Source organism: Micromonospora sp. NPDC000442, assembly GCF_042898635.1.
Classification (GTDB): domain Bacteria; phylum Actinomycetota; class Actinomycetes; order Mycobacteriales; family Micromonosporaceae; genus Micromonospora.
This window is the reverse complement of record NZ_JBIAYZ010000004.1, coordinates 63,391-89,164: the sequence shown is the minus strand read 5'-3', so window position 1 is coordinate 89,164 and position 25,774 is coordinate 63,391. Positions and strand designations below refer to the sequence as shown.

Below are 25,774 nucleotides of genomic sequence, written 5' to 3'. Positions count from 1 at the left end.
GGTACAGCAGATGATTCGCAAGCTGCTGGTCGCGAACCGGGGGGAGATCGCCCGCCGGGTCTTCGCCACCTGCCGGACGCTCGGCATCGAGACGGTCGCCGTGCACTCCGACGCGGACGCCGATGCGCCCTTCGTCGCCGAGGCCGACCAGGCCGTCCGGCTGCCCGGAAACACCCCTGCGGAGACGTACCTGCGGATCGACCTGATCCTGGATGCGGCCCGCCGCTGCGGTGTGGACGCCGTCCATCCCGGCTACGGTTTCCTCGCCGAGAACGCCGAGTTCGCCACGGCGGTGACCGACGCCGGGCTGACCTGGGTCGGCCCGGCGGCCAAGGCGATCGCCGCGATGGGCGACAAGCTGGCCGCCAAGGCGCTGCTCGCCGAGGCCGGCGTACCGATGCTGCCCACCTGGACCGACCCGGGACCGGTGCCGAGCTTCCCGGTGCTGGTGAAGGCGTCCGCCGGGGGCGGCGGGCGTGGCATGCGGGTGGTCCGGGACGCCGCCGGGCTCGCCGAGGCCGTCGCCGGTGCGCGCCGCGAGGCGGCCTCGGCGTTCGGCGACGACACGGTCTTCATCGAGCGGTACGTCGAACGTGGCCGGCACGTCGAGGTGCAGATCTTCGGCGACAGTTTCGGGACGGTGGTGGCGCTGGGCGTGCGGGACTGCTCGATCCAGCGCCGGCACCAGAAAATCGTCGAGGAGGCACCCGGCGTCCTTTCCGACGAGGTGCGGGAGCGGCTGCACGAGGCGGCGGTGGCCGCCGGACGGGCGGTCGACTATGTCGGGGCCGGCACGGTCGAGTTCCTGCTCGCGCCCGACGGGGAGATCCACTTCCTGGAGATGAACACCCGCCTCCAGGTGGAGCACCCGGTCACCGAGCTGACCACCGGGCTGGACCTGGTCCGACTGCAACTGCTGGTCGCCGAGGGCGCGCCGCTGCCGCTGGCCGCGACACCGCCGGCCACCGGACACGCGATCGAGGTACGCCTCTGCGCCGAGGACCCCGCGCACGGCTACCGGCCCGCCACCGGCACCCTGCACCGGTTCGCCCTGCCCGGCGTGGCGGCCGAGTTCGGGCCGCTGACCGCGCCCGGCCTGCGGCTGGACTCCGGTGTGGTCGACGGGTCGGCGGTGAGTGTCCACTACGACTCGATGCTCGCCAAGGTGATCGCCTGGGCACCCACCCGCGCGGAGGCGGCCCGCGCCTTGGCCGGTGCGCTGGCCAGGGCGGAGTTGCACGGCGTGGCCACCAATCGGGACCTGCTGGTCCGTGTCCTGCGTAGCCCGGAGTTCGCCGCCGTGGACATCGACACCGGCTTCCTGGACCGGCACCCGGGGGTCTTCGCTCCGCTGCTGCCGGCCGAGCAGCTCCCTCTGGTCGCGCTGGCCGCCGCCCTCGCGTCGGCGGCCGACCGCCGCGCCCGGGCTGGCGCGCTCGCCGGGCTGCCTTCGGGCTGGCGCAACGTGCCCGCGTTCCCGCAGGTCACCCGTTTCAGCAGCCCGGACGGCAGGGAGATCGAGGTCCGCTACCGCCTGGACCGCTCAGGCGGCCTCGTCGAGTGGTCGATGTCGCCGGTCCCTGGCACCTCCGGCAGCGCGCCGACCGGTACGGGCGAGGCAGCCGACGCAGCGCCGATCGTCACCCCGGTCGAGGTGGCCCCGGAGCGGGTCGTGCTCGACGTTGACGGGGTGCGGTGGGTGTACCGCGTACACCGGGTGGGGTCGGAGGTCTTCGTGGACGGCCCGAACGGGGCGACGGGCCTGGCCGAGTTGCCGCGTTTCCCGCTGCCCACCGCGGAGCTGGCCGCCGGATCGCTGCTCGCGCCGCTGCCCGGCGCGGTGGCCCGGGTGCACGTCGAGGTGGGTCAGCGGGTCGCCGCCGGTGACCTGCTGCTGACCCTGGAAGCGATGAAGCTGGAACACCCCGTGCTCGCCCCCACCGATGGTCTGGTCACCGAGCTGCCGGTACCGGCCGGCGGTCAGGTGGACACCGACGCCGTGCTGGCCGTGGTCACCCCCGATGAGGAGTCGCCGTCATGAACTTCGACCTCACCCCCGAGCAGGACCAGCTCCGCGACGCCGTGCGGGCGCTGGGCAGGCGGTACGGCCACCGGTACTTCGTGGCGAAGGCGAAGGCCGGCGAGCACACCACCGAGCTGTGGCAGGAAGCCGGTCGGCTCGGCTACCTGGGCGTCAACATCCCCACCGAGTACGGCGGTGGGGGCGGCGGCATCACCGACCTGGCCATCGTCTGTGAGGAACTGGCCGCCACCGGCTGCCCGCTGTTGCTGCTCGTGGTCTCCCCCGCCATCGCAGCCACCGTCATCAACCGACACGGCACCGAGGAACAGCGCAAACGCCACCTGCCGGGCCTGGCCGACGGCTCCCAGAAGATCGTCTTCGCGATCACCGAGCCGGACGCCGGCTCGAACTTCCACCGCCTCGCCACGGTGGCCCGCCGCGACGGTGAGGACTGGCTGCTGTCCGGCCGCAAGTGCTACATCTCCGGCGTCGACGAGGCTCAGTTCGTCCTGGTGGTGGCCCGGACCGAGGATTCCTCGACGAGGAAGTTGAAGCCGGCGCTGTTCCTCGTGCCGACCGACGCGGCCGGGCTGACCTCGTCCAAGCTGGACATGGAGATCGTGTCCCCGGAGAACCAGTTCCTGCTCTACCTGGACGACGTGCGGCTGCCCGGTGACGCGCTGGTCGGCGGGTCGCTCGACGCCGGGCTGCCGGCGCTCTTCGCCGGGCTCAACCCGGAGCGGATCACGGTCGCCGCGATGGGTGCCGGCACCGGCCGGTACGCCGTCGAACGCGCCTCCGAGTACACCGCGACCCGTTCGGTGTGGGGCGGCCGGACGATCGGCTCCCACCAGGGAGTCGCACATCCCCTCGCCCACGCGGCTGTACAGGTGGAACTGGCCCGGCTGATGATCCAGAAGGCGGCGGCACTCTACGACGCCGGCCGCGACCTGGAAGCAGCCGTCTCCGCAAACATGGCGAAGTACGCGGCCGGTGACGCCGCCGCACTCGCCGTCGACACGGCCGTGCAGGCACTCGGCGGTGCCGGCATGACCACGGAATACGGGGTGGCTACCCTGCTCGGCGCGGTACGGGCCGGCCGGATCGCCCCGGTCAGCCGGGAGATGATCCTCAACTTCGTCGCCCAACACGTCCTCAGCCAGGACAAGTCGTACTGAATCTGGCGGTCAGCATCGAAGCTGACGCAATGGCGCGGAGCACCTAGTGGGCCACCGACCTGCCGCACCGGCGGGCGTCAGCGTTCCCGCCGATCGCGTCGATGCCGGTCGCGCATCGCGCGGACCGCCTCCTGATCGCCCAGGGTCTCCAGTGTGTCGGCATCGATGCCGGACGGCTCGATCCCCGGCACCACGGAAGGCTGCCCGCGATCCGGTCGAGCATCCGCGTCGCGTTGCCGGGCAGCGGTTACGGCCACCCCCGCGACGGTGGCGAGCAGCACGCAGAGCAGCGCTCCCGCGACGCCGAGCAGATCCTGCCGGCGCCCCACCACCAGCGCTGCGAGCAGCCAGAACGCCGCCAGGGCCGCAGCCACCGCCACGGTCCGCGCGTCGGATGCTGGGAACCGTCTCACCCGTCCAGAATGTCGGAGATTGTCGATCTGTCAACAGCAGGCAGCTTCACCACGCGGAACAGCTGACAAACAACAGCTTGCCGAATGGCGGGGGCCTGCGCCAGTGCGGCTTGCCGCCTGCGGGTGGCCGGCGAAGGGCAGCGCCGGCAGCGGGTCAGCCGGCACCGAGACGTCGGGTGCCGGGCAGGTGGGTGGTGCCCCAGGTGGCGATGCTGTCCAGCACCGGCGCGAGGTCCCGGCCGCGTTCGGTCAGTTGGTACTCGTACCGCCGGGGCCGCTCGCGGTAGGGGCGGCGCACCAGAATCCCGCACTCCTCGAGTCGGCGTAGCCGGTCGGTGAGCGTGTTGGTCGGCATTGCCTCGGTCGAGGCCGCCAGGTCCGCGAATCTGAGGTCGCCACGGAACAGCAGGTCACGCACGATGAGCAGGGACCATCTGTCGCCGATGAGATCCAACGTGCCCGCGATCGCACAGTCCGAACGGGGAGCCGCCTTCCGGGCTGATGGCATCAGTACCTCCGAGTAACTTGCGTTATACAAGCTACCTCCATAGAGTCACTTGCAAAACACAAGTGACTGGAGGGGGCTGTGACCGTGCCCGCACGTACCCGGTCTTCCAGGTTCCTGACCCCACCGGCGCTCGCCGTCGGCTGGTTCTGCGCCGCGCTCGTGGCGAGCGCCCTGGGCGCCTTCCGCACGCCACCGGGTGACCCGCCGGTGGCTCTCGCGCTCGCCGCCGGCGTCCCGCCGCTCACGGTGCTCGTCCTCGCCGTGCGCTCGTCGCGATTCCGCGCCTGGGCCCGCCGACTCGACCTGCGGTTCCTCACCCTGTTGCAGACCTGGCGGGTCGCGGGGCTGGCATTCCTGGCGCTCGCCACCGTCGACGCGCTGCCGGCCGGGTTCGCGCTGCCGGCCGGCATCGGGGATGTCGCCATCGGGCTGAGCGCGCCGCTGGTGGCGGCCTTCGTGGTCGACCGCGCCAACCGGCTCTTCGTCTTCTGGACAGCCCTGGGCATCGCCGATCTGATCCTCGCCGTCACCCTCGGCGTCCTCTACTCGGCCAGCCCGGCCGGTCTCCTGCTCACCGACATCGACACCGGACTCATGTCCACCCTGCCGATGAGCCTCGTCCCCGCCTTCGGCGTTCCCGTCACACTTGTCGCCCACCTGCTGTCGCTGATCAACCTCTCCGGCCGCTGAGCCCACGCCGGAATCGACGGCCGGATGATGGTGCCTCGACACAGACGACTACTTTCAGTGCCAGACGAAACTCGAAACGTAGCGAGGTGGCCATGGCTGTAAGCCTCTCCAGCTCCCGGTGGCGGGCGGCGGCGACCACTGCGGCGGTCGCCCTGACGCTGCTGCTCGGCGCGGCGGCCGGCTGCGACAGCCAGCGGGAGCCGGAACTGCCGTCCGTGCAGGAGAAGCTCCGCGAGTCGCACATCTGGGGCCAGCCCGTCCTGCGGATCGGGGTGGCCGACGACGAACCGCTGATGGGCGAGATACGCGACGGGAACCACATCGGTTTCGACGTCGAGATCGCCCGGTACATCGCCGCCTCGCTCGGCTACGAAGGCGAGCACCGGCTGGAATTCGTGGCGGTGTCCACGGAGGACCGGATTCCGGCGCTTCAGGGCGGAGTGGTGGACCTGGTGGTCTCCAGCTTCTCGATCACGGAGGAACGCAAGAAGCTCGTCAGCTTCGCCGGGCCGTACTTCGTGACCACGCAGGAGGTGCTCGTTCCGACCCGCCACAAGGACACCATCCGCACCATCGAGGACCTGCGGAACCCGAAGTACCGGATCTGCACCAGCGGCGGCTCCACCACCGAGGCGGAGTTGGAGAAGAACCAGGTCCGCACGCTGGTGGTCAAGGACGTGTGGGACTGCGTCAAGGGCATCCGCGCCGGCAAGTACGACGCGGTCAGCTCCGACGAGACGATCCTCGCCGGCTTCCTGGCCCGCTACCCGACCGAGTTCGAGATCGTCGACATGCCCTTCGGCACCAGCGAACTGCTCGGCGTCGGCGTGCCGATCGGTGACCCGGCGCTGCGCGACCTGGTCGCCTACTTCCTCGATAAGAGCTACCAGCAGGGGCGCAGCGGGGAGGCCAGCCCGTGGCTGACCGCGTACAACCGCACGTTGGGGCCGTGGCTGCGGGGCGAGAAGCGGCAGCCGCAACCGCTCGAGGTGCCGAGGCTTGTCGACTTCGACGACAAGGCACCACAACGATGAGTGCGGCACCCGCCACCGCCTCCGACGAACCGGGGGCCGGCGGCCCACCGCCACCCGTACCGCGGGCCCCCGCGCCGCCGTCCGCCACGCCGCCTTCGGCACCGCCGACGATGTCGGCGAGCACGGCGGGTGGGGTCGAGCCGGCCGCCGCACCGACGGCGGCCGGCGGCTGGGATCCGGCCGAGCGCCGGGCGCGGGCCAGCCAGTCGTTCTGGACGGCGGTGGTCGGCGTACCGGCGATCTTCTCGGTGCTGCGGCTCGGCATCGAGGCCGGCGGCGAGTTGCAGACCACGTTGCTGCTGGTGGCCAATGTGGGACCGGTCAACCTGCTCGCCGGCTTCCTCACCACGGCGGCCCGGCTGCTCTCCACCGTGCTGGTCGCGGTGTTCGCGCTCGGCGGTGTCCTCGCCGCCAGCGGGCACCGGCTGACCCGCCGGCCGCTCTTCGCCCGGTGGATGGAGATCACGCCGGGCTGGTTCGTCGCGGCGAGCTTCCTGATGGCCCTGGTGACCTGGCCGCTGCTGTACCTCCCGCTGCTGTTGCCCACCGTCGCGGCGGCATTCCAGCTCCGGCCGGAACGCCTGCACGAGCGCCCCGCCGTCCGTGCCCTGATCGTCGTCGCGGCGTACGCCGGCTACCTCTGGCTGCTCGTGCCGACGCTGCGCGACGCCTGGCGGCAGGGCGAGCCGCTGCCGATCGTGCTACTGGTCGTACCGCCGCTGCTGGCTCTCTTCGTCGCCGGGCCGCTGCCCCGGGTGGTCATCCAGCCACTCGCCCCGGTGACCCAACTCGCCGTGCTGGTGGTGCTGGTCTGGGCGGCGCTGCCGGTGATCAGCACGCCGGTACTGCCGCTGACGGTGACCACGGTGGGCGAACCGGGCGCGACCTCTGCCGATGCCACCGAGGAGATCCGTGGGCACGTGGTGACCACCGACGACGTCAACATGGTGATCCTCCAGGAACGCGGCGGGGTGCGCTACGTGCCGGTCGACCAGGTACGCGGTCAGGTGCTCTGCCCCTCGGAGGAGGAACTGCCCCGGTACCGGCTGCGAATCCACGACTTCCACGTCGAGGACTCGCTTCTGGAAGGGCTGGGCCGCCGCGTACGTCCGGTCCACCGAGTCGACGCCGCCTGCCGCTGAACCCGCCGCCGCTTGTGAATCTGCCGAGCTCAGTCCGGTCGTAGACCCTGCTCGCGCAGCCAGCCGCGGAGCGTCTCGGCCTGCTGGCGTGCCCTGCTGATCTCCTTGACGGTCGCCGGGTCGGTGACGTGCGCGGCGGTGCCGTCGAGGACGGCGAGCGGCTCGTCCCCGGTCAGCCAGCGCTGAAAGGTCGCTCGGCCGTCGTCGGGGATGGACGAGAAGACGCACCAGTCCAGGATGTCGGCCAGGTGGCGGGTAGCGGCGACCCCGCCGACCTCGGTGAACGCGGCAAGGTAGGGCGCGAGGTCCATGTCGCACTCGATGACGGCGTCAAGCAGTTGCCAGGCGTCGTCGTCGCGGTCGAAGGTGTGCAGCATGCGTCGCCACCAGGCCGCCAACAGACCCGTCACCGCGTCCCGCTCCGCTGCGGACCAGTCGCGCCACTGGGAGGCGATCCGGCTCGTCACCGTGGCCGGTCTACTCCAACCGACCATCTCGTTCCTGGCGTACAGTTCCAACAGCCTGGGCAGCAGGTGCGGGAACTCCGTGTGGTCGCCGAAGGTGCCGGGGTTGAGCAGGTAGGCACCGAGCTGATCCGGGGTGAGCTGGCGCAGCGGCGTACGCCGGAAGAGATCCAACTCCTCCGGGCTCACGCAGTGGTCGCAGGCATCCAGGTCGGCCGGCAGGTGGCGGTGGGCGAAGGCGACGTACCCGGTCTCTATCGCGTCGTCCAGAGCCTGACCGATGGCCACGGTGTTGTCCACGACGCGAGTATGCGCGCATGAGCCGATGAGGGCGATCGAGAAGCCGAGACCGCGCCCAGCCGGGCCGCTATCTGGCCGCCGGCCCTCCCGGGAAGGGTCAGCCGCTGGTGAGCGTGGGCGAGGCAAGGCCGTCAAGGCCCCGCCCGGCCAGGCAACGGTAGGTGAGGTTGGTGTCCGCGTCAGCCGGCGGTAGCACCTCAAGATTCCATCCCGCCGCCTGACGCAGCCCGCTGACCAGGCGGAACGTCTCGTCGTTGCAGACCTGGCGGACTCGGGGATCCGCGACGATCTCGTCGTGGCCGGCATCGGCGAGTGCAACCGGCAACTGCCCCTGGGCGTAGCTCTCCCAGGTGTGCCGGGCGTCGCAGGGCATTCGGCTGGCCTCGGCCCGCTGGCCACGCACCTGCACCGGCCCGAAACACTCCAACTCCGTCGCGCACTGCGCACCGGCGGGAAGCGCATCCTGGTGGGTGGCGCAGCCCGGGCGAAGCAGCCCGGTTGCCGCCGGACGGGCCGGAATGCTCGGCTGTGGCGACGGCCCACCACCGGCCGCCCAGGCACCTACCCCCGCCGAGGCGACGAGCGCGACCACCCCTGCGGCACCGAGGAACCAGCGTCGGCGACGACTGCGCTCGGTGGAACCGCCCTCGGTCGGCGGGACGGGACGGCCGGCATCGTGGACACTGGCGGCAGCCCCGCCGATCGGTGCCGCCGGAGCGTTCGACCCGCCGCCCGCCACGGTCGAGCCGTCCAGCGTCAGGTTGGTGAGCATGTCGCGCAGTTCCGCGGCGGACGGCCGGTCGCCGGGATCGTTGGCCATGCCGGCACGCAGCACGTCGACCAGGTCCTCCGGGATGCCGGGCAGACCGGGAATCGGCTGGTGGAACATCTCCAGCACGGTGACCAGGCTCGGGTTGCGCTCGCTCTGCCAGCGCGGTGGCCGGCCGTGCATGACCGCGTAGAGGGTGGCGCAGAGCGCGTACACGTCGACGGCCGGCGAGGGCGGACTGTGACTGAACATCTCCGGCGGCGCGTACGCCGGGGTGAGCACCTCCAGCGCGACGGAGGCGTCCCGCATCTCGGCGACCACGGCGAGCCCGAAGTCGGCAAGCACCGCCGGGTTGAAGTGCGAGTGGAGGATGTTGGCCGGCTTGACGTCGCGGTGCAGCACGCCGGCGGCGTGTGAGTGGGCGATGGCATCCGCGATCTTGACGCCGAGATCGCGGGCCTCGACGGCACCCAGCGGCGAATTGCGCATCCGCTCGGCGTACGAACCGTCGCAGAGCTCCATGATCAGGTAGGGGTGCTGGTCGATGGTGACCCCGACGTCGAACAGGTCGACCACGTGCGGGTGGGACGACATCCGACCGGCGGCACGCGCCTCGCGCAGGAAACGGGCCTGGTCCCGGTCGCTGGCCAGGGTCCGGTTCTCCACCTTGACGGCGACCTCGCGACCCACCGAGATCTGCGTCGCCCGGTAGACCGTGGCGTAGCCACCCCGGGCAAATACCCGCAAGTCAGTCAGACCGGGCACAATGGGCGTCGGCAGGGCGCCGGGCGGGGTGTCGGTCACAACCTCGAAAATACCGAACTCTGCCGGCCCCTCAGTGAACCGCATCGGTGGCCGGCCCCACACCCGATGTTCCGGCACGGCGCCGGTCGTCGTCCTGCTCCGGTTCGTCGGGAGTCGATCCGCTCCCGCCCGCCGGGGCGGTCACCCCGGGCGGGCCAGTCGTGCCCGCGGACCGGCGCGCGTCCCACCAGAGGCCGACGGCGGTGGCCACCGCACCCAGGCCCTCCCAGGCCGCCACCCCGAAGAACCGGCCCGGTGCGATGTCGGCCAGCACCGCGAGGGTGAAGACCGTGAACGTGACCAGCCGGAACACCACCGTGAAGCGGTAGAAGGCGCGCCACTCGGTGGCCGTGGCGAGCAGGTAGTAGACCCCCATGTTGAACGAGGCCATCGAGGAGGCCGTCACGAAGACACCCGTGTAGTCCCCGGGTGCTCGGCTCTGCGGGATCTCGAAGCCGAGCATCCGCAGCAGCGCCTCCGGCCAGAGCAGGCCGACCGCCCCCATCACCAGCGCCAGCACGCCGAACACCGCGATCGTCCACCCCGCGACCGAACGCGGCAGCCTCATCTTCGCCCCCCTCGACGGCACGACCGACGACATCGACGGTCGCATGCACCAGTCACGCTAGCGGCCTGCCCCGACCGGCCACATCCCCGAAACCGTCAGATCCGCACCGGTCACCGACCGACCGGACGAATCGGGCCGACGGCTCGGCCCGACCTGACGACGTGTCCGGACACCGGACCAGAGCGCGGGCACACCGGTGGTCCCGTCGGGCGGGGCCCGTCGAGGTCGCGGGCGGCTGCGGTCAGCCGGGGGTACGCAGCCGGTTCAGCAGCGCTTCCGCGGCGGCCCGCTCACTGCGCTGCTCGGTGGCGTACGCCAGCCGGACCGCGTCCTCGGCGCTGGCCTTCGCCTCCGCCGGCCGCCCGCACGCGGCCAGCGCCTCGGCCAGTACGCTCGCCGCGATCACCTGGCTGCGGACGTCCTCGGCCTGCACCCGCACCGCCCGGCGGGCCCAGTCCAACGCCTGCTCGCGCTGGCCGTGGGCGAGCAGGGCCGAGGCGTAACGCGCCATTGACTGCCGGCGGGAGAAGAGCAGGGACGGGGTGGTGGCCGCCATCGTGGCGACCGGGGCGAGCAGGCCGACGGCGGTACCGGAGTCACCGGCCGCCAACCGGGCGGTGGCCAGCAGCACCCGGGGAGCGACCTGGGCCGGTGCCTGCGGATTGTGCGGTTCCACTGTGGTGAGCACCGCGCGGGCGTGTCGCTCGGCACCGGCCACGTCACCCATTTCGAGCGCGACGAAGCCACGCAGCGTGCCGGCCATCCCGGTGAGCAGTGGGTGAGCGGTCCGGTGGCCGTACGCGAGCGCGTCGGTGAGCAGGTCGGCGGCATGCTCCGGCTCACCCAGCCCTCGGGCGACCACGCCCCGGACCACAAGCGCGAAGCCCTGCCCCCAGTCGTCGGAGGCCGCGGCGAAGTCCCGGTACGCCCGCCGGGCCTCCCGGTCGGCGTCGATCAGCTCACCCAGCTCGGCGTTGGCGTACGCGTCGACCGCCCGCAGGGTGCCCACCGCCCACGCCTCGCCGACCCGTTCACCGAACGGCAGGAAGACCCGGGCCAGCCGACGCGCCTCCCGCAACCGACCGGCGAGCAGCCGGGCGAAGGCGGTGGTGCCGCGCAACCACGCCCGTCCGTACGGGTCCTTCAGTTCGGCGAAGAGCCGGGCGGCCCGGCCGAGCACCGCGTCCGTGCCGGCGAAGTCGCCCCGGGTGGTGGTCACCCAGGCGAGGTTCTGCAACGACCACGCCTGTCCCCGGCGGTCCCCCGCACTCAGGCTCACCTGGTACGCCGCCGCCAGTCGGCTGCTGGCCTGGCCCAGCCGGCCGACCAGGAAGTCGGTCATGCCCAGGCGGCGCATCGCCGACGCGCGCAGGGTGGGCAGGTCGGCGTCGCCGGCCACCTGAAGCGCCTCCCGCCAGCAGGACTCGGCCCGCCGTAGGTCACCCATCACCTGCTGGGCCTGCCCGGCGAGCAGCAGGGCGCTGGCCCGCGTCGCCGGATCCCCCGCGTTCGCGGCGATCTTCTCGGCGGAGGCCAGGGCATCGGTGGCCCGACCCACCTGGAGCAGTGCCCGGGCGTGCGCCACCCGGTCGACCGCGGGAATTCCGTCGCGGGCCAGTTCGGCGGCGCGTTCGGCGTACTCGACGGCCAGCGCCGGCTCTCCCGCGTGCAGGGCCCGGCGGGTGGCCCGACCGAGCGCCGCCACGCCCAGCGGCGCGACCGCCCGGGCCGGCGCGTCCGGACGTAGCGTGACCGCGTCGGCCAGCGCGGTGGCCCGCTCGACGTGCTCGGCCACGAAGTCGTCCCGGGCCGCCTCCAGAAAACCACCCGGTCCGGTCCCGACGCCGCTCGGGCCGGCGGCCTCGGTCCCCGGAGCCGCCCAGCGAGCCAGCGCGGCGTGCCGTTCCGCCAGCTCCGCCTTGCTGATCCCGGAGTACACGGCCTCCCGCATCAGCGGGGTGGCGAAGGCGTACCCGCTGCGGGTGCGGTGCAGCATCCGGCGTTGCAGCAACTCCTCCACGGCCCGTTCCAGCTCGACGGCGGCGACGGCGGCCGGACGGCCGTCACCACCGGTGCGCTGCTCGCGCAGCGCCTCCAGCGCACCGTCGGGCACGGTGTCGCCGACCACCGCGGCGTCCCGCAGTACCGAGCGGGCCTCGGCGGGCAGGGCGTCGATCCGGGCGGCGAGCACCGCCGCGAGGTCCCGGGAGAGCAGTCGGCTGCCCAGCGAGCCCGGTGCCAGCCGCCAGGCGTTGCGGGCCCCGGCGGTGAGCGCGCCGCGCTCCATCAGCAGGGTCACCAGTTCCGCCAGGTAGAAGGGATTGCCCTGGGCGGTGGCGAGCAGCCGGTCGGCGTCGGCCTGGGGCAGCCGTCCACCGCCGAGGTAGCTGGTCAGCAGCCGGGCCGCGTCGGCACCGCGTAGCGGCGGCAGGGGTTGCACCTCGGCGTCGGACACCCGGGCCAGGGTGCCGGCGGTTCGGACCAGTTCGGGCCGGCCGAGCAACAGCACCAGCACCGGGCCGGTGAGCCGGGACAGCGTGACCTCCAACGCGCCGATGGTCTCCGCGGTGGCGTCGTGCAGGTCGTCCACGATCACCACCAGCGGCGCCTCCTCGGCGAGCGCGCTGAGCAGGTCGGCCACCGCGTTGGGCACCGCGTCGACGTCGGCCGGAGCCTGGGCGGTGCTCCACTCGCCCTGATCCGCCGGGCCACCGGCGGGTAGTTCCGCGTACCCGAGCAGCGCCAGCAGTTGGTCGGTGGCGACCGGGGCCGGCTCCGTCCGGGTACGGCTGAGCCGTTGCCCGAGCCGGCGCAGCCGCTCCTCCACCGCGGCCCGGGTGACCGCGGTCGCGGCGTCGTTCGGCAACCCGGTCGCGGCGCGCACCAGGTCCGCGAGGGGAGCCAGTCGGCGCCGCTCGCCGAACGCCGCGCAGCGCACCGAGAGAACCCGGGCACCGGTGTGCGCGGCGTACCGGCCGGCGCCGACGTCGTAGCCGGCGGCGAGGCGTTCCACCTCGGCGGCGAACCGGGACTTGCCGATGCCCGCCTCAGCCGTCATCAGCAGCACCCGGGGCTCGGTACGGTCGATCACCTCGGCGAGCCGGCCGGCCACCCGACCGATCTCCGTCTCCCGGCCCACGAACGGTGCCTCGTCGCCCAGACCGGAACGGGTGCCGGGCGCGTCCAGCAGGCCGAGCAGCTCGTACGCCTCGACCGGCTCGCGCTTGCCCTTGAGCCGCAGCGGCCGCAGCGCCCGCCAGCTCGCGACGTGCCGGGTCGCCGCGGCGGTACGCCCACCGGCGTAGACCGCGCCGACGGCGGCGGCGTCAGCCAGCCGGGCTGCGGTGTTCACCGTGTCGCCGATGACTGTGTACTCGATGGCGGCCTGGATGCCGGCGATCACGTCACCCGTGTTGAGCCCGACCCGCAGTCCCAGCGGCGCGCCGCCGCCCCGCTCGTCGTCGAGCACCCGGCGCACCGCCCGCTGCATGGACAACGCGGCGCGTACCGCCCGCTCGGCGTCGTCCTCGTGCGCCACGGGGGCACCGAAGACCGCCATGATCCCGTCACCGGTCAGTTTGTCGACGTGCCCACCGAAGGTCTTGACCGCCCCGGCCAGCGCGGCCAGCACCCGGTCGGTGACCGCGCCGACGCGTTCCGGGTCGAGATCCTCCGACCAGGAGGTGAAGTCGGACAGGTCGCCGAAGAGCACGGTCACCACCCGGCGCTCGGCGGCGGGCAGGGTCGCGGCGGCCGGCAGCGCGGCGCCGCAGTTGTGGCAGAACCGGGCGCCGGGCACGGCTACGGTTCCGCACACCGGGCAGGTCACGCTGGATCCAACCTCGCGTCGCCGCCGTCGGATTCCCGGCCCAGGTATTCGAGTTGGGCGCGCACCGACCATTCCGCCGCCCACCACAGCGACCGGTCGACGTCGGCGTAGACCGCGGCGACCACCTCGGCCGCGGTCCGCGCCCCCGCGTCCAGCGCCGTCCGGACCTGGTCCAGGCGGGCGCGGCGATGGGCGAGGTAGAAGTCGGCGGCGGCGCCGCATTCGGCCAGCGCCGGGCCGTGCCCGGGCAACGCCGGTGTTCCCCGGTATGTCGAGAGCAGCTCCAGGCTGGCCAGGTAGTCGCCGAGGTGCCCGTCCGGGTGCGCCACGACGGTGGTGCCTCGGCCGAGGATCGTGTCACCGGTGAGGACCACCCGCTGGCCGGCCCGCTCGGCCAAAAAGCAGACCGAGTCGGCGGTGTGCCCGGGGGTGGCGAGCAGGCGGATCTCCAGGCCGAACCCGCTCAGGTCCTGCCCCGGCCCGGTCAGCGGCTCACCGCCGATGGTGTGCGCCGGGTCGGCGGCGAGGACGGCGGCTCCATCGAGCAGGTCGTGCAGGCGCGCCGAGCCCTCGGTGTGGTCCGGGTGGCCGTGGGTGATCAGCACCAGCCCGACCGGCCCCTGCGCGACGATCGCCGCGAGGTGCGCCTCGTCCGCCGGTCCCGGGTCGACCACCACGGCCGGCTCGCCGGGCCCGGCCCGCAGCAGCCAGGTGTTGGTGCCGTCCAACGTCATCGGCCCCGGATTGGGTGCCCGCAGCAGCGCCGCCCAGTCCGGCAGTTCGCTGGCGAGGGCGGTCACCGCCCCCGTCACATGCCCTCCCATGGCTGCGATCGTACGACTCCGCGAACGCACCCCCGCGATCTTGCAGTTCCGGTCCCCGATTCGTCCTCGTTAAAGGTCTTCGTCCGGGCAGGAACTGCAAGATCGCGACAAGTCAGGAGACCTCGACGATGACCTCGACCTCGACCGGGGCGTCCAGGGGGAGTTCCGCGACTCCGACGGCCGAGCGGGCGTGCCGGCCAGCCTCGCCGAAGACGGTGCCGAAGAGGTCCGACGCGCCGTTTATGACGCCGGGCTGCCCGGTGAAGCCGGATGCGCTGGCGACGAAGCCGGTCAGCTTCACGACCTTGACCACGTTCTCCAGACCGACAAGCGAGTCGATCGCGGCGAGCGCGTTGAGTGCGCAGCGTTGGGCCAACTGCTTGGCCTGCTCGGCGGAGACGCCGGCACCGACCTTGCCGGTGGCCAGGAGCTTGCCCTCGGCCATCGGCAGTTGCCCGGAGACGTACACGTGCTGCCCGGACTGCACCGCCGGCAGGTAGCTCGCCACCGGCGGCACCACCTCCGGCAGTTTCAAGCCGAGTTCCGCCAGCCTGGCGTGAGGTCCGTTGGCCACGACACTCATGCCTTCGGGCGCTTCAGGTAGGCGACCAGTTGCTCCGGATTCGGCCCGGGAACGACGGAGACGAGTTCCCAGCCGTCCTCACCCCAGTTGTCGAGGATCTGCTTGGTCGCGTGGACCAGCAGCGGGACGGTGGCGTATTCCCACTTCTGCATCGGTGGAGGGCTCCCTCGGTGGCGTGGACACTTCGGGACACAGCCTACGGTCCGCCGGCCGGCCGGGACGCGGGACGCTGTTCAGCATCGGGCCACTGCTCGGTACCGGCCCGTTGCTCGGGCGCGGGCGACAGTTCGCCGCAGGGGCCGGCATGGTCGTAGGGCTGGGGACAGCGCGTGCGATCCGGCAGCAGCAGGTCGCAGAAGACCCGGTGCCGGTTGTTCTGGTCGTCGGCGGTCGACACCTCGGTCTCACCGGCGTCGAGTTCGAGCAGGAAGTTCAGCGAGGTGGCCAGCCGACCGGCCAGCGCGGTGGCGGCGGCCAGATCGGTCACCCGGATGGGCAGGTGGATGACGTACCCGGGGCCGTCCTCTTCCCGCCCGCCAGCCGGCTCGGCACTCGTGACCGGGTCGCCGGGACGCCGGTACGACCGCTCGTTGACCGGCAGCCGGCCGGAGGAGTCTCCGCCAGCCGTCCGGCTACCCCGCCGCAGCCCGGCGGGGAACTGGGCTCGGGGGGTGTTGTCCGTGTCGCGCATGCACTGCCTCCGGGCGTCGTACCTGGTCACGGCACCGCCCACCGATCCGGGACCCATCCGTCCGGCCCGAGCCGGAGCGTGCCGGAGCGACCGTAGAACCGGGGCACCGGTCCCATCAACAGGACGCGCGCGCCCGATCGCGTTCGGTCACATTTGCGACACCGGACCAGCGGAAAGTTGATCGCGATCGCCGTACCGGACACACCGGGCCCTCCGCAGCGGGACCGCGGACCGCTACCCTTCCCGTCTGGACGGGCGCCCGGCCCGGCCACCCGATCCCACGCGCACCGCCTCGACGCGGTGCTGCGCCGCACCCGGGGGGACCGATGACCCAGCCACCCGCCGGCGGCCCGACCGGCCCGACCGACCTCCCGCCGGCCGGTTCACCGGCCCAGCCCTCGCCGCCGGCCATCGGCCATGGTGCGCCGCCCGCACCGCCGGAGGGCGGGTATCGGCCGCAGCACTCGCCGGCCGGACCGCCGCGCAAGCGTGGGCCGCTGCTGGCCTCGCTCACGCTGGTCGTGGTGCTGCTGCTATGCGCCGGAGGCGGGGTGGCCGCCTTCCTCACCCTGCGCAACACCGAGTCGGGTGAGGGCGCACCGGACCCGTCGGTGGCGGTCGACGACTTCCTGACCGCGATCTACCAGGACCGGGACGTCGCCAAGGCGGCGGGTCTGGTCTGCACCGCCGCGCGTGACCAGGACAAGATCCGGGCCAAGGTCGCCGAGGTCGAGGAGTACGTCTCGACCTACCGGAACCCCCGGTTCCGCTGGGACACCCCGACCGTGGACAACGAGACCGGCGACCGGGCGACGGTCACCACCACGGTGACCGTCACCACCGCCGATGAGAAGATCGCCGATCAGGATCTGCGCTTCACGGTGGTCCGTAAGACCGGCTGGTGGGTCTGCGAGGTCGCCTGAGCACGCCGGATGGATAGGCTCGACGGGTGGGAGCAGCGCAGCGACCGACTGAGCGGGCCGGCATCGACTGGCCCGCCCGCCTGCACGTGGTGACCGGCAAGGGCGGTACGGGCAAGACCAGCGTGGCCGCCGCGCTGGCCCTGGGCCTGGCCGCCGGTGGTCGACGCACCCTGCTGGTGGAGGTGGAGGGGCGACAGGGTATCGCCCAACTCTTCGGCACCGATCCGCTGCCGTACGCCGAGCGACACCTTGCCGACGCCCCCGGTGGCGGCGAGGTGTCGGCGCTCGCGGTGGACGCCGAGGAGGCGTTGCTCGAATACCTCGACATGTTCTACAAGCTCGGCGCGGCCGGCCGGGCGCTGCGCAAGTTCGGTGCGATCGACTTCGCCACCACGATCGCTCCGGGTCTGCGCGACGTGCTGCTCACCGGCAAGGTCAAGGAGGCCACCACCCGCACCGTCGATCAGCGGCGGGTGTACGACGCGGTGGTGCTGGACGCGCCACCCACCGGCCGGATCGGGCGCTTCCTGAACGTCACCGCCGAGACCGCCCGGCTGGCCAAGATGGGGCCGATCAAGACGCAGAGCGAGGGAGTCTCCGCGCTGCTGCGCTCACCGATGACCGCCGTGCACGTGGTGACCCTGCTGGAGGAGATGCCGGTACAGGAGACGGTCGACGCGATCGCCGACCTGACCTCGCTCGGCTTCGGTGTGGGGCGGGTGATCGTCAACGGGACCCGGGCACCGCTGCCGACCGGGCGGTTGGTCACCGAGGCGGAATTGACCCAGGGACTGCGCGCGGCGGGGCTGTCGGCCAGCGAGGGGATCGTCACCGGTCTGCACGACGAGGCGCGGGACCTGATGATCCGCCGGGAGTTGGAGGATTCGCTCCGCACCGATCTGGTGGACCTCGGCGTGCCCCTGGTCGAACTGCCGCTGCTGCCCGACGGGGTGAACCGCGCCGGCCTGGAGGTGCTCGCCGCCGCGCTCGTCCAAGGCGATTGACTCACACCTCAGCTCGGCCTGGCGCGCGGAGCCGGTCAGCCCGATACGCTCGATTGGTGCCTTCCGACAACGCCGCGCCGCCGCTTGACGTCGACCGGATCCTGGCTGATCCGGGAGTCCGGATCGTGGTCTGCTGCGGCGCGGGCGGGGTGGGCAAGACGACCACTGCCGCCGCGCTAGCGCTGCGCGCCGCCGAACAGCACGGCCGCCGCACGGTGGTGCTCACCATCGACCCGGCGCGGCGACTGGCCCAGTCCCTCGGCCTGACCGAGCTGGACAACACGCCCCGGCAGGTCAAGGGGATCGACGTCGAGGACAGCGGCGGCGAACTGCACGCCATGATGCTCGACATGAAGCGAACCTTCGACGACGTGGTGCTGGCGCACACCGATCCGGCGAAGGCGGCGGAGATCTTCGCCAACCCCTTCTACCAGGCCATGAGTTCCACCTTCGCCGGCACGCAGGAGTACATGGCGATGGAGAAGCTCGGCCAGTTGCACGCGCGGGGCGAGTGGGACCTGATCGTGGTGGACACTCCCCCGTCGCGCTCGGCACTGGACTTCCTCGACGCGCCGGCCCGGCTGTCGCGGTTTCTCGACGGGCGGATGCTGCGGCTGCTGCTCGCTCCGGCACGCACCGGCGGTCGCAGCATGTTCAGCCTGGTCACCGCCTCCTTCGGGATGTTCTCCCGGGTGGTGCAGAAGGTGATCGGCACCCAGCTGCTGACGGACCTGTCCGGCTTCGTCGCCGCGCTCGACTCGATGTTCGGCGGGTTCCGGCAGCGCGCCGAGCAGACGTACCGCATCCTGCAGGCGCGGGAGACGGCGTTCCTGCTGGTCGCGGCGCCGGAGCCGGACGCGGTCCGGGAGGCCGCCTACTTCGCCGGTCGGCTGCGCGCGGAGCAGATGCCGCTCGCCGGCCTGGTACTCAACCGGGTTCACCAGCCGACGGTGGCCGAGTTGGGCGCGGCGGAGAGCCGCGCCGCCGCTGACCGGCTGGCTGCGGCCGGTGGCCATGAGGGCACCGTCGAGGTGTTGCGGGCGCACGCCGCCCTGGCCGAGCAGGCGGTACGTGAGCAGCAGGTGGCGGCGCGGTTCACCGAGGCGTTTCCACAGGTGCCGGCCGTGTCGGTGACGGCGCAGCCCGCCGACGTGCATGACGTCGACGGGCTACGGACGATCGCGGCGGCGATCAGCCAACCCTGACCGACGGTCGGTACGGCGGGGAGCCGCAGCCGACCGCGCCGGTTGTTCAGTTGCCGGCGGCGGCCAGGATCTTGTCCTTGCCGGCCTGGTCCTTGGCGTTCTTCTTCATCGCCGCCTCGAACATCTTGCGCCAGCTGGTGACCTGGGGGTGGCGACGCAGCAACGCGCGACGTTCCCGTTCGGTCATGCCACCCCACACGCCGAACTCGATCCGGTTGTCCAGCGCGTCGGCCAGGCACTCGTACCGCACTGGGCAGCTCCGGCAGATCCGCTTGGCCACGTTCTGTTCGGCGCCCTGTACGAACAACGCGTCCGGGTCCCCGTTCTGACACGCCGCCAACGACGGCCAGTCAGTGATCATGCCCATCTGTACACGTCCCCCCTTGCTGTACTACCGACGCCGTCGCGGGCCAGCCGGCAATCCCCCCGGGTCGTCCGGCGCGCCTTACCCCAAGGCGGCACAGACGACATGTGGCGCTGTCGCCGCCTACATCATGCTCTGTAGTCGCACGATTACGCAACGTTGTCGGCGAAATCCATCATTCCGGACACTCCCGGCTTCTCGGGCCTGGGACCGCCGCTTACCCCACCGAGGTCGGCGAAAACGCTGCGAGCCACCTCCATGAGGAGGAAACTCGGCTCGAATCCACGCAACCGGACACCCGGTGCCACGCGTCTAGCACAACGAGGACGGCGCGCGCAGGAAATGGGGAAAAGACGCCCCAGCGCCCCTCGTTACCTGTTCGCGTACCCTGTCGAGGTGACCTGGATGCGGAAACGTGACCACAACGTACTGACCAACGCCGCATCGCTGCTTATCTGTGGGCTACTGGCCGGCGTGGTGGTCGCCGCTGCGGCTTTCCCCGCGGTGGCGATGTCCGGCCTGGCCGCGAAGGCCGGCGCGGAGACCTTCGGTGCGCTACCGAAGGAACTCACCGTGGCCCGCGCACCACAGATCAGCTATCTGCTTGCCTCCGACGGCAAGACACCGCTGGCCACCATGTACGACGAGAACCGGCGGGACGTGAAGCTCGGCGACATCTCGGAGAACATGCGCAACGCGATCATCGCCGCCGAGGACCACGACTTCTACAAACACAACGGGGTCGACCTCAACGGCGTGGCCCGGGCCTTCGTCAACAACAGCCAGGCCGGTGCCGACCGGCAGGGCGCCTCGACGTTGACCATGCAGTACGTCCGGATGGGGATCGCGTACTCGGCCACCCACCCGGCCGACGTGATCGCCGCGACCGAGGACACCAGCGCCCGGAAGCTGCGCGAGATGCGGTACGCCCTCCAGCTCGACAAGGAGATGTCGAAGGACGAGATCCTGGAGCGCTACCTGAACCTCGCCGCCTTCGGCAACGGCGCGTACGGCGTCTACGCCGCCAGCCAGGTCTACTTCAACAAGCCACCGAAGGACCTGAAGATCGAAGAGGCGGCCATGCTGGCCGGCCTGGTGAAGGCCCCCACCTCGTTCGATCCGACCACCAAGGACGGTTACCCGCACGCGGTCGACCGGCGCAACTACGTGATCGACAACATGGTCAAGACCGGGGCGATCACCCAGCAGCAGGCCGACGAGGCCAAGGCCGTCAAGCTGGTGGTCAAGGGCAAGCGCGCCCCGAACGGCTGCGTCGCCACCAACAAGAACGCCTGGGGCTTCTTCTGCGACTACTTCTACCGCTGGTGGATGTCGCAGGAGACGTTCGGGTCGACCTCGTACGACCGGGAGCGGCGGCTCAAGAGCGGCGGCTACACCATCATCACGACGCTGGACAAGCAGGCCCAGACCGGTGCCGACAAGGCGGTGCGCAAGGCGAAGCCGGTGACTGCCAAGGAGGCCGCCATGGTCGCGGTGGTCGAGCCCGGCACCGGGCGGGTCCGGGCGCTGTCGGTGAACCGGAACTTCAAGCTCGACAACCCCGACAAGCCCAAGAACAAGCCGCACAGCGACCCGAAGCAGCGCGAGAAGGGCAAGCGGGGCAACTATCCGAACACGGTCAACCCGCTGCTCACCGGCGGTGACGGCATCACCGGCTACCAGGGCGGCTCGACCTTCAAGATCTTCACCATCGTGGCCGCGTTGGAGAAGGGCATCCCGCTCAGCTACACCATGAACGCACCGCAGCAGTTCAAGTCCGAATACATCATCGACAGCAGCAGTCCCGCCGCCTGTCCGGGCACCAACCTCTACTGCCCGACCAACTCCGGCAAGAAGGCCGGCGGCGTACAGAACATGTGGAGCGCCTTCTCCGCCTCGATCAACACGTACTTCGTCCCGTTGCAGCAGCAGGTCGGCGCGGAGAACGTGGTGGACGCGGCCAAGCGCCTCGGCATCCAGTTCCGGCAGAGCAAGGACGCGGAGTTCGCCAACACCAAGGAGGCCGCGCACCAGTGGGGCGCGTTCACCCTGGGCGTCTCGCAGGTCACCCCGCTGGACCTGGCCAACGCGTACGCCACCCTGGCCGCCGACGGCAAGTACTGCGAGCCGATCCCGGTGCAGGAGATCCGGGACCTGGACGGCAACAAGCTGGACGTGGCCAACCCGCGCTGCGAAAAGCGGATCAGCACCGAGGTGGCCCGCGCGGCGGTGGACGCGGCCCGGTGCCCGGTCGGCGACAACTCCTCCACCAGCAAGTGCGGCGGCAGCCGGACCGCGGCCCAGACCAAGTACATCGTCGACGCCCCGGTGGCCGGCAAGTCCGGCACCACCGACTCCGAGAAGAGCGCCGCCCTGGTCGCGATGACCAAGCAGTACGCGGTGGCCGGCATCATGGCCGACCCGGACTGGCCGCAGACCAACGTCAAGATGAAGCACAACCGGCCGGACGGCATCAACCCGCCGGTGTGGGAGACGCTGCGCGACGCCATGAAGGGCAAGAAGCGGATCAACTTCGATGCGCCCGGTAAGAAGATCTCCCTCGGTGACCAGCGCACCATCCCGGGCGTCGGATGCCTGGACCTCGATCGGGCCAAGTCCCGCCTCTCCGGCGCCGGCTTCGAGCCGATCGTCTCCAGCAGCCGGATCGCCTCCGACTGCCCCGCCGGCACGGCCGCCGGTACCAGCCCCAGCGGACGCACCATCAAGGGCGGCATCGTGACGATCATGGTCAGTGCCGGTAAGCCCAGCAACGACAACGGCGGCGGTAACGGCCGGCCGGGCAACGACTCGCCCTCCAGCCCGCCCAGCAACCCCGGCCGTCCGCCGGACCGGCCCGGCGGCTGACCGGCCTCAGCAACGCTCGAACGGGCGGGCACCCCGAACCAGGGGGTACCCGCCCGTTCGTGTTCCGGTCAACACCGCAGCAGGGCGTACGCGGCCGGTGCGCGGCAGGACGATTCAGAGGCCCAGTTGGCGGCGTACCTCGGCGGCCACCCGGCCTCCCTCGGCCTGGCCGGCCACCGCAGCCTGAGCCGCCTTCATCGCCGGGCCCATCTGGGCCTTGCCGGTGAAGCCGCCCGCGGTGAGCGCCTGCGTGACCAGCTCGGTCAGCTCGGCGTCGGAGAGCTGCTTCGGCAGGTAGCGGTCCAACACCTCACCCTCGGCGCTCTCCCTCGCGGCCTGCTCGGTGCGGCCCGCGTCGGCGAAGGCGGTGGCGGCCTCGCGGCGCTTCTTGGCCTCCTTGGTCAGCACGGCCACCACCTCGTCGTCGCTGAGCTCCCGCTTGGCCTTGCCGGAGACCTCGGCAGTGCCCACGGCGGCCAGGGCCATTCGCAGGGTGGAGGTGGTCAGCTCGTCGCGGGCCTTCAGGGCGGCGCGCATGTCGGCGGTGAGGCGGTCCTTCAGCGTGCTCATGGACGGTCAAACTACCCTGATCGGCATGCGAAAGCGCACACTATTCCGGCTCGCGACCGCAACCGTCGCGACGGGTGCCGCCGCCCTGGCGTACGCCTCCCTTGTCGAGCGCAACATGTTCACCCTCCGCCGCTTCGACGTGCCGGTGCTGCCGACCGGCACCGAGCCGCTGCGCGTGCTGCACCTGTCGGACCTGCACATGACCCCCAACCAGGTACGCAAGCAGCAGTGGGTAGCCTCGCTGGCCGCCCTCGACCCCGACCTGGTGGTGGTGACCGGAGACAACATGGCGCACCCGGGCGCGGTGCCGGGGGTGCTGCGGGCACTGCAACCCCTGCTCGACTACCCGGGTGCGTTCGTGTTCGGCTCGAACGACTACACCGGGCCGGTCTGGAAGAATCCGTTCACCTACTTCCTGCCCGACCGGGAGTACACCGAGGGCGTCGAGCTGCCCTCCGAGGAACTGCGTGACGTGCTCGTCGGGGCCGGCTGGGTCGACCTGAACAACCGGCGGAGCACGGTCAAGGCCGGCGGCCGGGCGATCGACATGGCCGGGGTGGACGACCCCCACGTCGAACGGGACGACTACCCCTCGGTCGCCGGGCCGGTCTCCCCCACCGCCGACCTCTCCATCGCGCTCACCCACTCCCCCGAGCCGGCGCTGCTCGACGACATGGCCGCCGACGGCTTCGGGCTGCTGCTCGCCGGGCACACCCACGGTGGCCAGGTGTGCGTACCGGGGGTAGGAGCGTTGGTGACCAACTGCGGACTGCCCCGGTCGATGGCGAAGGGCCTGCACCGCTGGCCCGGATCGGATTCCTGGCTGCACGTCTCCGCCGGGCTCGGCACCCACCCGACCGCCCCCGTCCGGTTCGCCTGCCCCCCGGAGGCCAGCCTGCTCACGCTGATCCCGCGCTGACCGCCCGCGCCCCGGGTACCGAGTTTGAGCCTCGGGACGGGTGGGCTACTATTTGTCGGCACGCCTCGGGGTGTGGCGCAGCTTGGTAGCGCGCTTCGTTCGGGACGAAGAGGTCGTCGGTTCGAATCCGGCCACCCCGACCAGGTGAGGGGCACATCCAGTCGCTGGATGTGCCCCTCTTTTCGTGCTGTGGCAACGCCTTCGCCGGCCAGCGCATCGGGCGCGGTGAGTTTCCCGGGGGCCAGGTTTGGCCGGTGGGTCGGCGGGGATGCCCGATCATGCGCATCGACGTGGACGAGCCGGACGCCCGCGAACGGTTCTGGGAGGGCATGCGGGAGGTTGCCAATGCCGCCGCACGTCACCAGGATCAAGCCCTCTACCAGGCAATCGTCAAGATCGGCAGAGCGGCTCTGGCACAGGGCATCGAGGTGGTGCCGTCGGGCGGGCTGTTTATTCAATGCCCGATCTGCGCCGCCCTGCCCGGTCAACGCTGCATCAACGTGGCCGGTCACCCGCTCGAAGATCGCGCCTGCCACCCGGAGCGGGTGGAGTTGGCCGCGAAGGCGCTCAGCGGAGAGGTGCCCTTTCCCCCTCCACTGCAGTGACGTCCTGGTTCGGCCTGCCGACGCCGAAGCTCGCCCGCCTCAGCCGACCCGGCGGCGATGCTCGCGGCGCAGCCGAGCCATCTGTACGGCGGCGATGCCGAGGAGGATCAGGAGCACCGGGCCACCGCCGAGAACGACGAGGCCGGCACCGATGTTCGCACCGATCGCTCCGGCGGTCACGATCCGCCAGGCGAGCCCGATCAACACACCGGCGACGATCAGCGGTACGAGCGCGAACCACAAGCGCGGATCGAGTTTGCGGGTGACTGTGGCGCGAATCAGCAGCGCCAGCGACACCAGCATGAGCGCGCTGGCCACGACCACCAGGACCCGGTCGCCGGTCGCGCCCAGGCTGACCGGCTCCACCGCGTAGTCGAGCGACTCGCCCTCGGCCGCGAGCCGCCGGGCCGCCTCACCGGTCAGGTCGCCGACGAGCCAGGCGGTCACCACCGGAGTGCTCAACAGCAGGGCCACCACCAGCACCGCAAGACCACGCCTCATCCCGACACCCCTCCGTCCCGCTGGGCCGTCGAGTCGGACGGCCCGGAGCAACCACCGGCAACCTCAGCGAACCACGATAGTGATCCACGTCGTTCTCCGCCCCGGTGCACAGTTCAGAAGCCGCAGGTCATGCCGGCGGTGTGGCTTACCTGGACGGTGTGCGTGACACAGCCCGCCCCGGACACCGCGTGCAGCAGCAGGGCGGTCGGCTCGGCGACCCACCCGATCCGCTCGTCGTCGCTCATGGTCAGCGTCGACTGCCGCCAGGTGCTCGGTGCGACCGACAGCACCGTGCCGGCGAAGGTGGCGGTCACCGGACGGTGCAGGTGGCCTGCGGCGACGCGTACCACATGGGGGTGTCGGCGCAGCACCTCGGCGAGCTCGGCACCGTCGGCGAGCCGGATCGAGTCGGCGATCGGGATGCCGACCTCGATCGGTGGGTGGTGCAGGCAGACCACGGCCGGCACGTCGGGGCGTGCGGCCAGCACCCCGTCCAGCCAGGCGAGTTGCTCCTCGCCGAGCCGCCCGCCGTCCGAGCCGGGGACCAGGGAGTCGAGCACGACCACGGTCGCCGCAGGGTGGTCGACCTGGTAGTGCGCGGAGAAGCCGCCGCCGAGCCAGGGCGTGCCGCCGAAGGCGTCGAGCAGCGACTCCCGGTCATCGTGGTTGCCGGTGACCAGGTGCACCGGCAGCGGGAACCGCCCGAGCACCTCGCGCAGCACGGCGTACTCGTCGGGACGGCCGTGGTCGGCCAGGTCGCCGGTGATGACCACGCAGTCGGGCCGGGGGTTCAGCGCCAGCACCCGGCCGAGCGCCCGGTGCAGGCCGGCAGCCGGCTCGGCACCGAGGACGCCGGTGGTCAGGTGCGGATCGCTGAGGTGGGCGATGAGCATCGGGCCTCCACTCGACCGGAGATCCCCACGCTATCGCCGCCGCGCCCTGCGCGTGGCCCCACCGGCCGTGTCCACATCCTGTGGATAGCACATGTGTACGACCAC

Annotated in this window: 25 protein-coding genes and 1 tRNA gene; 12 read left to right on the top strand and 14 right to left on the bottom strand. The window is 71.7% G+C overall.

Going from position 1 to position 25,774, the window contains the following annotated elements:
* The first annotated feature begins 10 nt into the window (after positions 1-10).
* A complete protein-coding gene (locus tag ACFY2A_RS07460; RefSeq protein ID WP_387169624.1) occupies positions 11-2,041 on the top strand; it encodes a biotin carboxylase N-terminal domain-containing protein in 2,031 nt (676 codons plus the stop codon).
* Complete coding sequence (locus ACFY2A_RS07455) at positions 2,038-3,201, top strand: acyl-CoA dehydrogenase family protein (RefSeq protein WP_387169622.1); 1,164 nt, start codon at positions 2,038-2,040, stop codon at positions 3,199-3,201. The genes ACFY2A_RS07460 and ACFY2A_RS07455 overlap by 4 nt, the downstream gene beginning before the upstream one ends.
* A gap of 77 nt (positions 3,202-3,278) precedes the next feature.
* On the opposite strand, the gene ACFY2A_RS07450 is transcribed toward ACFY2A_RS07455, so the two are convergent.
* Both ACFY2A_RS07450 and ACFY2A_RS07445 read right to left on the bottom strand, forming a co-directional pair.
* On the bottom strand, positions 3,279-3,614 hold the full coding sequence (locus ACFY2A_RS07450; RefSeq protein WP_387169620.1) for a hypothetical protein: 336 nt from the start codon (positions 3,612-3,614) through the stop codon (positions 3,279-3,281).
* A 154-nt stretch (positions 3,615-3,768) separates the two neighbouring features.
* Positions 3,769-4,122 carry a winged helix-turn-helix transcriptional regulator gene (locus tag ACFY2A_RS07445; RefSeq protein ID WP_387169618.1) on the bottom strand — a complete coding sequence of 118 codons (354 nt, stop codon included), beginning with the start codon at positions 4,120-4,122 and terminating at the stop codon, positions 3,769-3,771.
* A gap of 78 nt (positions 4,123-4,200) precedes the next feature.
* On the opposite strand from ACFY2A_RS07445, the gene ACFY2A_RS07440 reads away from it, so the two are divergent.
* From ACFY2A_RS07440 to ACFY2A_RS07430, 3 genes are all read left to right on the top strand, one after another.
* A complete protein-coding gene (locus tag ACFY2A_RS07440; RefSeq protein WP_387169616.1) occupies positions 4,201-4,812 on the top strand; it encodes a hypothetical protein in 612 nt (203 codons plus the stop codon).
* Between the two features lie 92 nt (positions 4,813-4,904).
* Positions 4,905-5,846 carry a transporter substrate-binding domain-containing protein gene (locus ACFY2A_RS07435; RefSeq protein WP_387169614.1) on the top strand — a complete coding sequence of 314 codons (942 nt, stop codon included), beginning with the start codon at positions 4,905-4,907 and terminating at the stop codon, positions 5,844-5,846.
* Positions 5,843-6,988 (top strand): hypothetical protein, encoded by a 1,146-nt coding sequence (locus ACFY2A_RS07430; RefSeq protein ID WP_387169612.1) that lies wholly within the window; start codon positions 5,843-5,845, stop codon positions 6,986-6,988. The genes ACFY2A_RS07435 and ACFY2A_RS07430 overlap by 4 nt, the downstream gene beginning before the upstream one ends.
* Before the next feature lie 29 nt (positions 6,989-7,017).
* Here the strand turns inward: ACFY2A_RS07430 and ACFY2A_RS07425 are convergent, their stop codons facing one another.
* The 8 genes from ACFY2A_RS07425 to ACFY2A_RS07390 all read right to left on the bottom strand — a co-directional run bounded on the left by ACFY2A_RS07425 (position 7,018) and on the right by ACFY2A_RS07390 (position 15,820).
* Positions 7,018-7,752: a hypothetical protein gene (locus ACFY2A_RS07425; protein WP_387169610.1), complete on the bottom strand. Its 735-nt coding sequence runs from the start codon at positions 7,750-7,752 to the stop codon at positions 7,018-7,020.
* 97 nt (positions 7,753-7,849) lie between these two features.
* A complete protein-coding gene (locus ACFY2A_RS07420; protein WP_387169608.1) occupies positions 7,850-9,325 on the bottom strand; it encodes a serine/threonine-protein kinase in 1,476 nt (491 codons plus the stop codon).
* Positions 9,326-9,356: 31 nt separating this feature from the next.
* Positions 9,357-9,893, bottom strand: a complete 537-nt coding sequence (locus tag ACFY2A_RS07415) for a hypothetical protein (RefSeq protein ID WP_387169606.1) — start codon at positions 9,891-9,893, stop codon at positions 9,357-9,359.
* Between the two features lie 241 nt (positions 9,894-10,134).
* Complete coding sequence (locus ACFY2A_RS07410) at positions 10,135-13,722, bottom strand: adenylate/guanylate cyclase domain-containing protein (protein WP_387169604.1); 3,588 nt, start codon at positions 13,720-13,722, stop codon at positions 10,135-10,137.
* Positions 13,719-14,546, bottom strand: coding sequence for an MBL fold metallo-hydrolase (locus ACFY2A_RS07405; protein ID WP_387169602.1), 828 nt, complete (start codon positions 14,544-14,546; stop codon positions 13,719-13,721). Before ACFY2A_RS07405 ends, ACFY2A_RS07410 begins: the two co-directional genes overlap by 4 nt.
* Before the next feature lie 112 nt (positions 14,547-14,658).
* Positions 14,659-15,129, bottom strand: coding sequence for a RidA family protein (locus ACFY2A_RS07400; RefSeq protein WP_387169600.1), 471 nt, complete (start codon positions 15,127-15,129; stop codon positions 14,659-14,661).
* A complete protein-coding gene (locus tag ACFY2A_RS07395; RefSeq protein ID WP_013736319.1) occupies positions 15,126-15,281 on the bottom strand; it encodes a DUF4177 domain-containing protein in 156 nt (51 codons plus the stop codon). Before ACFY2A_RS07395 ends, ACFY2A_RS07400 begins: the two co-directional genes overlap by 4 nt.
* Positions 15,282-15,325: 44 nt before the next feature.
* Complete coding sequence (locus tag ACFY2A_RS07390; RefSeq protein WP_387169598.1) at positions 15,326-15,820, bottom strand: hypothetical protein; 495 nt, start codon at positions 15,818-15,820, stop codon at positions 15,326-15,328.
* A 326-nt stretch (positions 15,821-16,146) separates the two neighbouring features.
* On the opposite strand from ACFY2A_RS07390, the gene ACFY2A_RS07385 reads away from it, so the two are divergent.
* From ACFY2A_RS07385 to ACFY2A_RS07375, 3 genes are read left to right on the top strand one after another with little or no spacing between them, the layout of a single operon-like run.
* Positions 16,147-16,743 (top strand): hypothetical protein, encoded by a 597-nt coding sequence (locus ACFY2A_RS07385; protein WP_363917840.1) that lies wholly within the window; start codon positions 16,147-16,149, stop codon positions 16,741-16,743.
* Between the two features lie 26 nt (positions 16,744-16,769).
* Positions 16,770-17,747, top strand: a complete 978-nt coding sequence (locus ACFY2A_RS07380; RefSeq protein ID WP_363917838.1) for an ArsA-related P-loop ATPase — start codon at positions 16,770-16,772, stop codon at positions 17,745-17,747.
* 53 nt (positions 17,748-17,800) lie between these two features.
* On the top strand, positions 17,801-18,952 hold the full coding sequence (locus tag ACFY2A_RS07375; protein ID WP_363917836.1) for an ArsA-related P-loop ATPase: 1,152 nt from the start codon (positions 17,801-17,803) through the stop codon (positions 18,950-18,952).
* 46 nt (positions 18,953-18,998) lie between these two features.
* On the opposite strand, the gene ACFY2A_RS07370 is transcribed toward ACFY2A_RS07375, so the two are convergent.
* A complete protein-coding gene (locus ACFY2A_RS07370; RefSeq protein ID WP_363917834.1) occupies positions 18,999-19,319 on the bottom strand; it encodes a WhiB family transcriptional regulator in 321 nt (106 codons plus the stop codon).
* A 402-nt stretch (positions 19,320-19,721) separates the two neighbouring features.
* On the opposite strand from ACFY2A_RS07370, the gene ACFY2A_RS07365 reads away from it, so the two are divergent.
* On the top strand, positions 19,722-22,181 hold the full coding sequence (locus ACFY2A_RS07365; RefSeq protein WP_363917832.1) for a transglycosylase domain-containing protein: 2,460 nt from the start codon (positions 19,722-19,724) through the stop codon (positions 22,179-22,181).
* A gap of 114 nt (positions 22,182-22,295) precedes the next feature.
* On the opposite strand, the gene ACFY2A_RS07360 is transcribed toward ACFY2A_RS07365, so the two are convergent.
* Entirely contained in the window at positions 22,296-22,751 is a 456-nt protein-coding gene (locus tag ACFY2A_RS07360) for a GatB/YqeY domain-containing protein (protein ID WP_363917830.1), read from the bottom strand.
* Between the two features lie 25 nt (positions 22,752-22,776).
* On the opposite strand from ACFY2A_RS07360, the gene ACFY2A_RS07355 reads away from it, so the two are divergent.
* From ACFY2A_RS07355 to ACFY2A_RS07345, 3 genes are all read left to right on the top strand, one after another.
* A complete protein-coding gene (locus tag ACFY2A_RS07355) occupies positions 22,777-23,670 on the top strand; it encodes a metallophosphoesterase (RefSeq protein WP_387169595.1) in 894 nt (297 codons plus the stop codon).
* A gap of 66 nt (positions 23,671-23,736) precedes the next feature.
* Positions 23,737-23,813, top strand: a tRNA-Pro gene (locus ACFY2A_RS07350).
* Positions 23,814-23,948: 135 nt separating this feature from the next.
* On the top strand, positions 23,949-24,275 hold the full coding sequence (locus ACFY2A_RS07345) for a hypothetical protein (protein ID WP_387169593.1): 327 nt from the start codon (positions 23,949-23,951) through the stop codon (positions 24,273-24,275).
* Positions 24,276-24,314: 39 nt separating this feature from the next.
* Here the strand turns inward: ACFY2A_RS07345 and ACFY2A_RS07340 are convergent, their stop codons facing one another.
* Both ACFY2A_RS07340 and ACFY2A_RS07335 read right to left on the bottom strand, forming a co-directional pair.
* Positions 24,315-24,776 (bottom strand): hypothetical protein, encoded by a 462-nt coding sequence (locus ACFY2A_RS07340; protein WP_363917824.1) that lies wholly within the window; start codon positions 24,774-24,776, stop codon positions 24,315-24,317.
* A 113-nt stretch (positions 24,777-24,889) separates the two neighbouring features.
* Complete coding sequence (locus ACFY2A_RS07335; protein WP_387169591.1) at positions 24,890-25,669, bottom strand: phosphodiesterase; 780 nt, start codon at positions 25,667-25,669, stop codon at positions 24,890-24,892.
* Between the last annotated feature and the right edge of the window lie 105 nt (positions 25,670-25,774).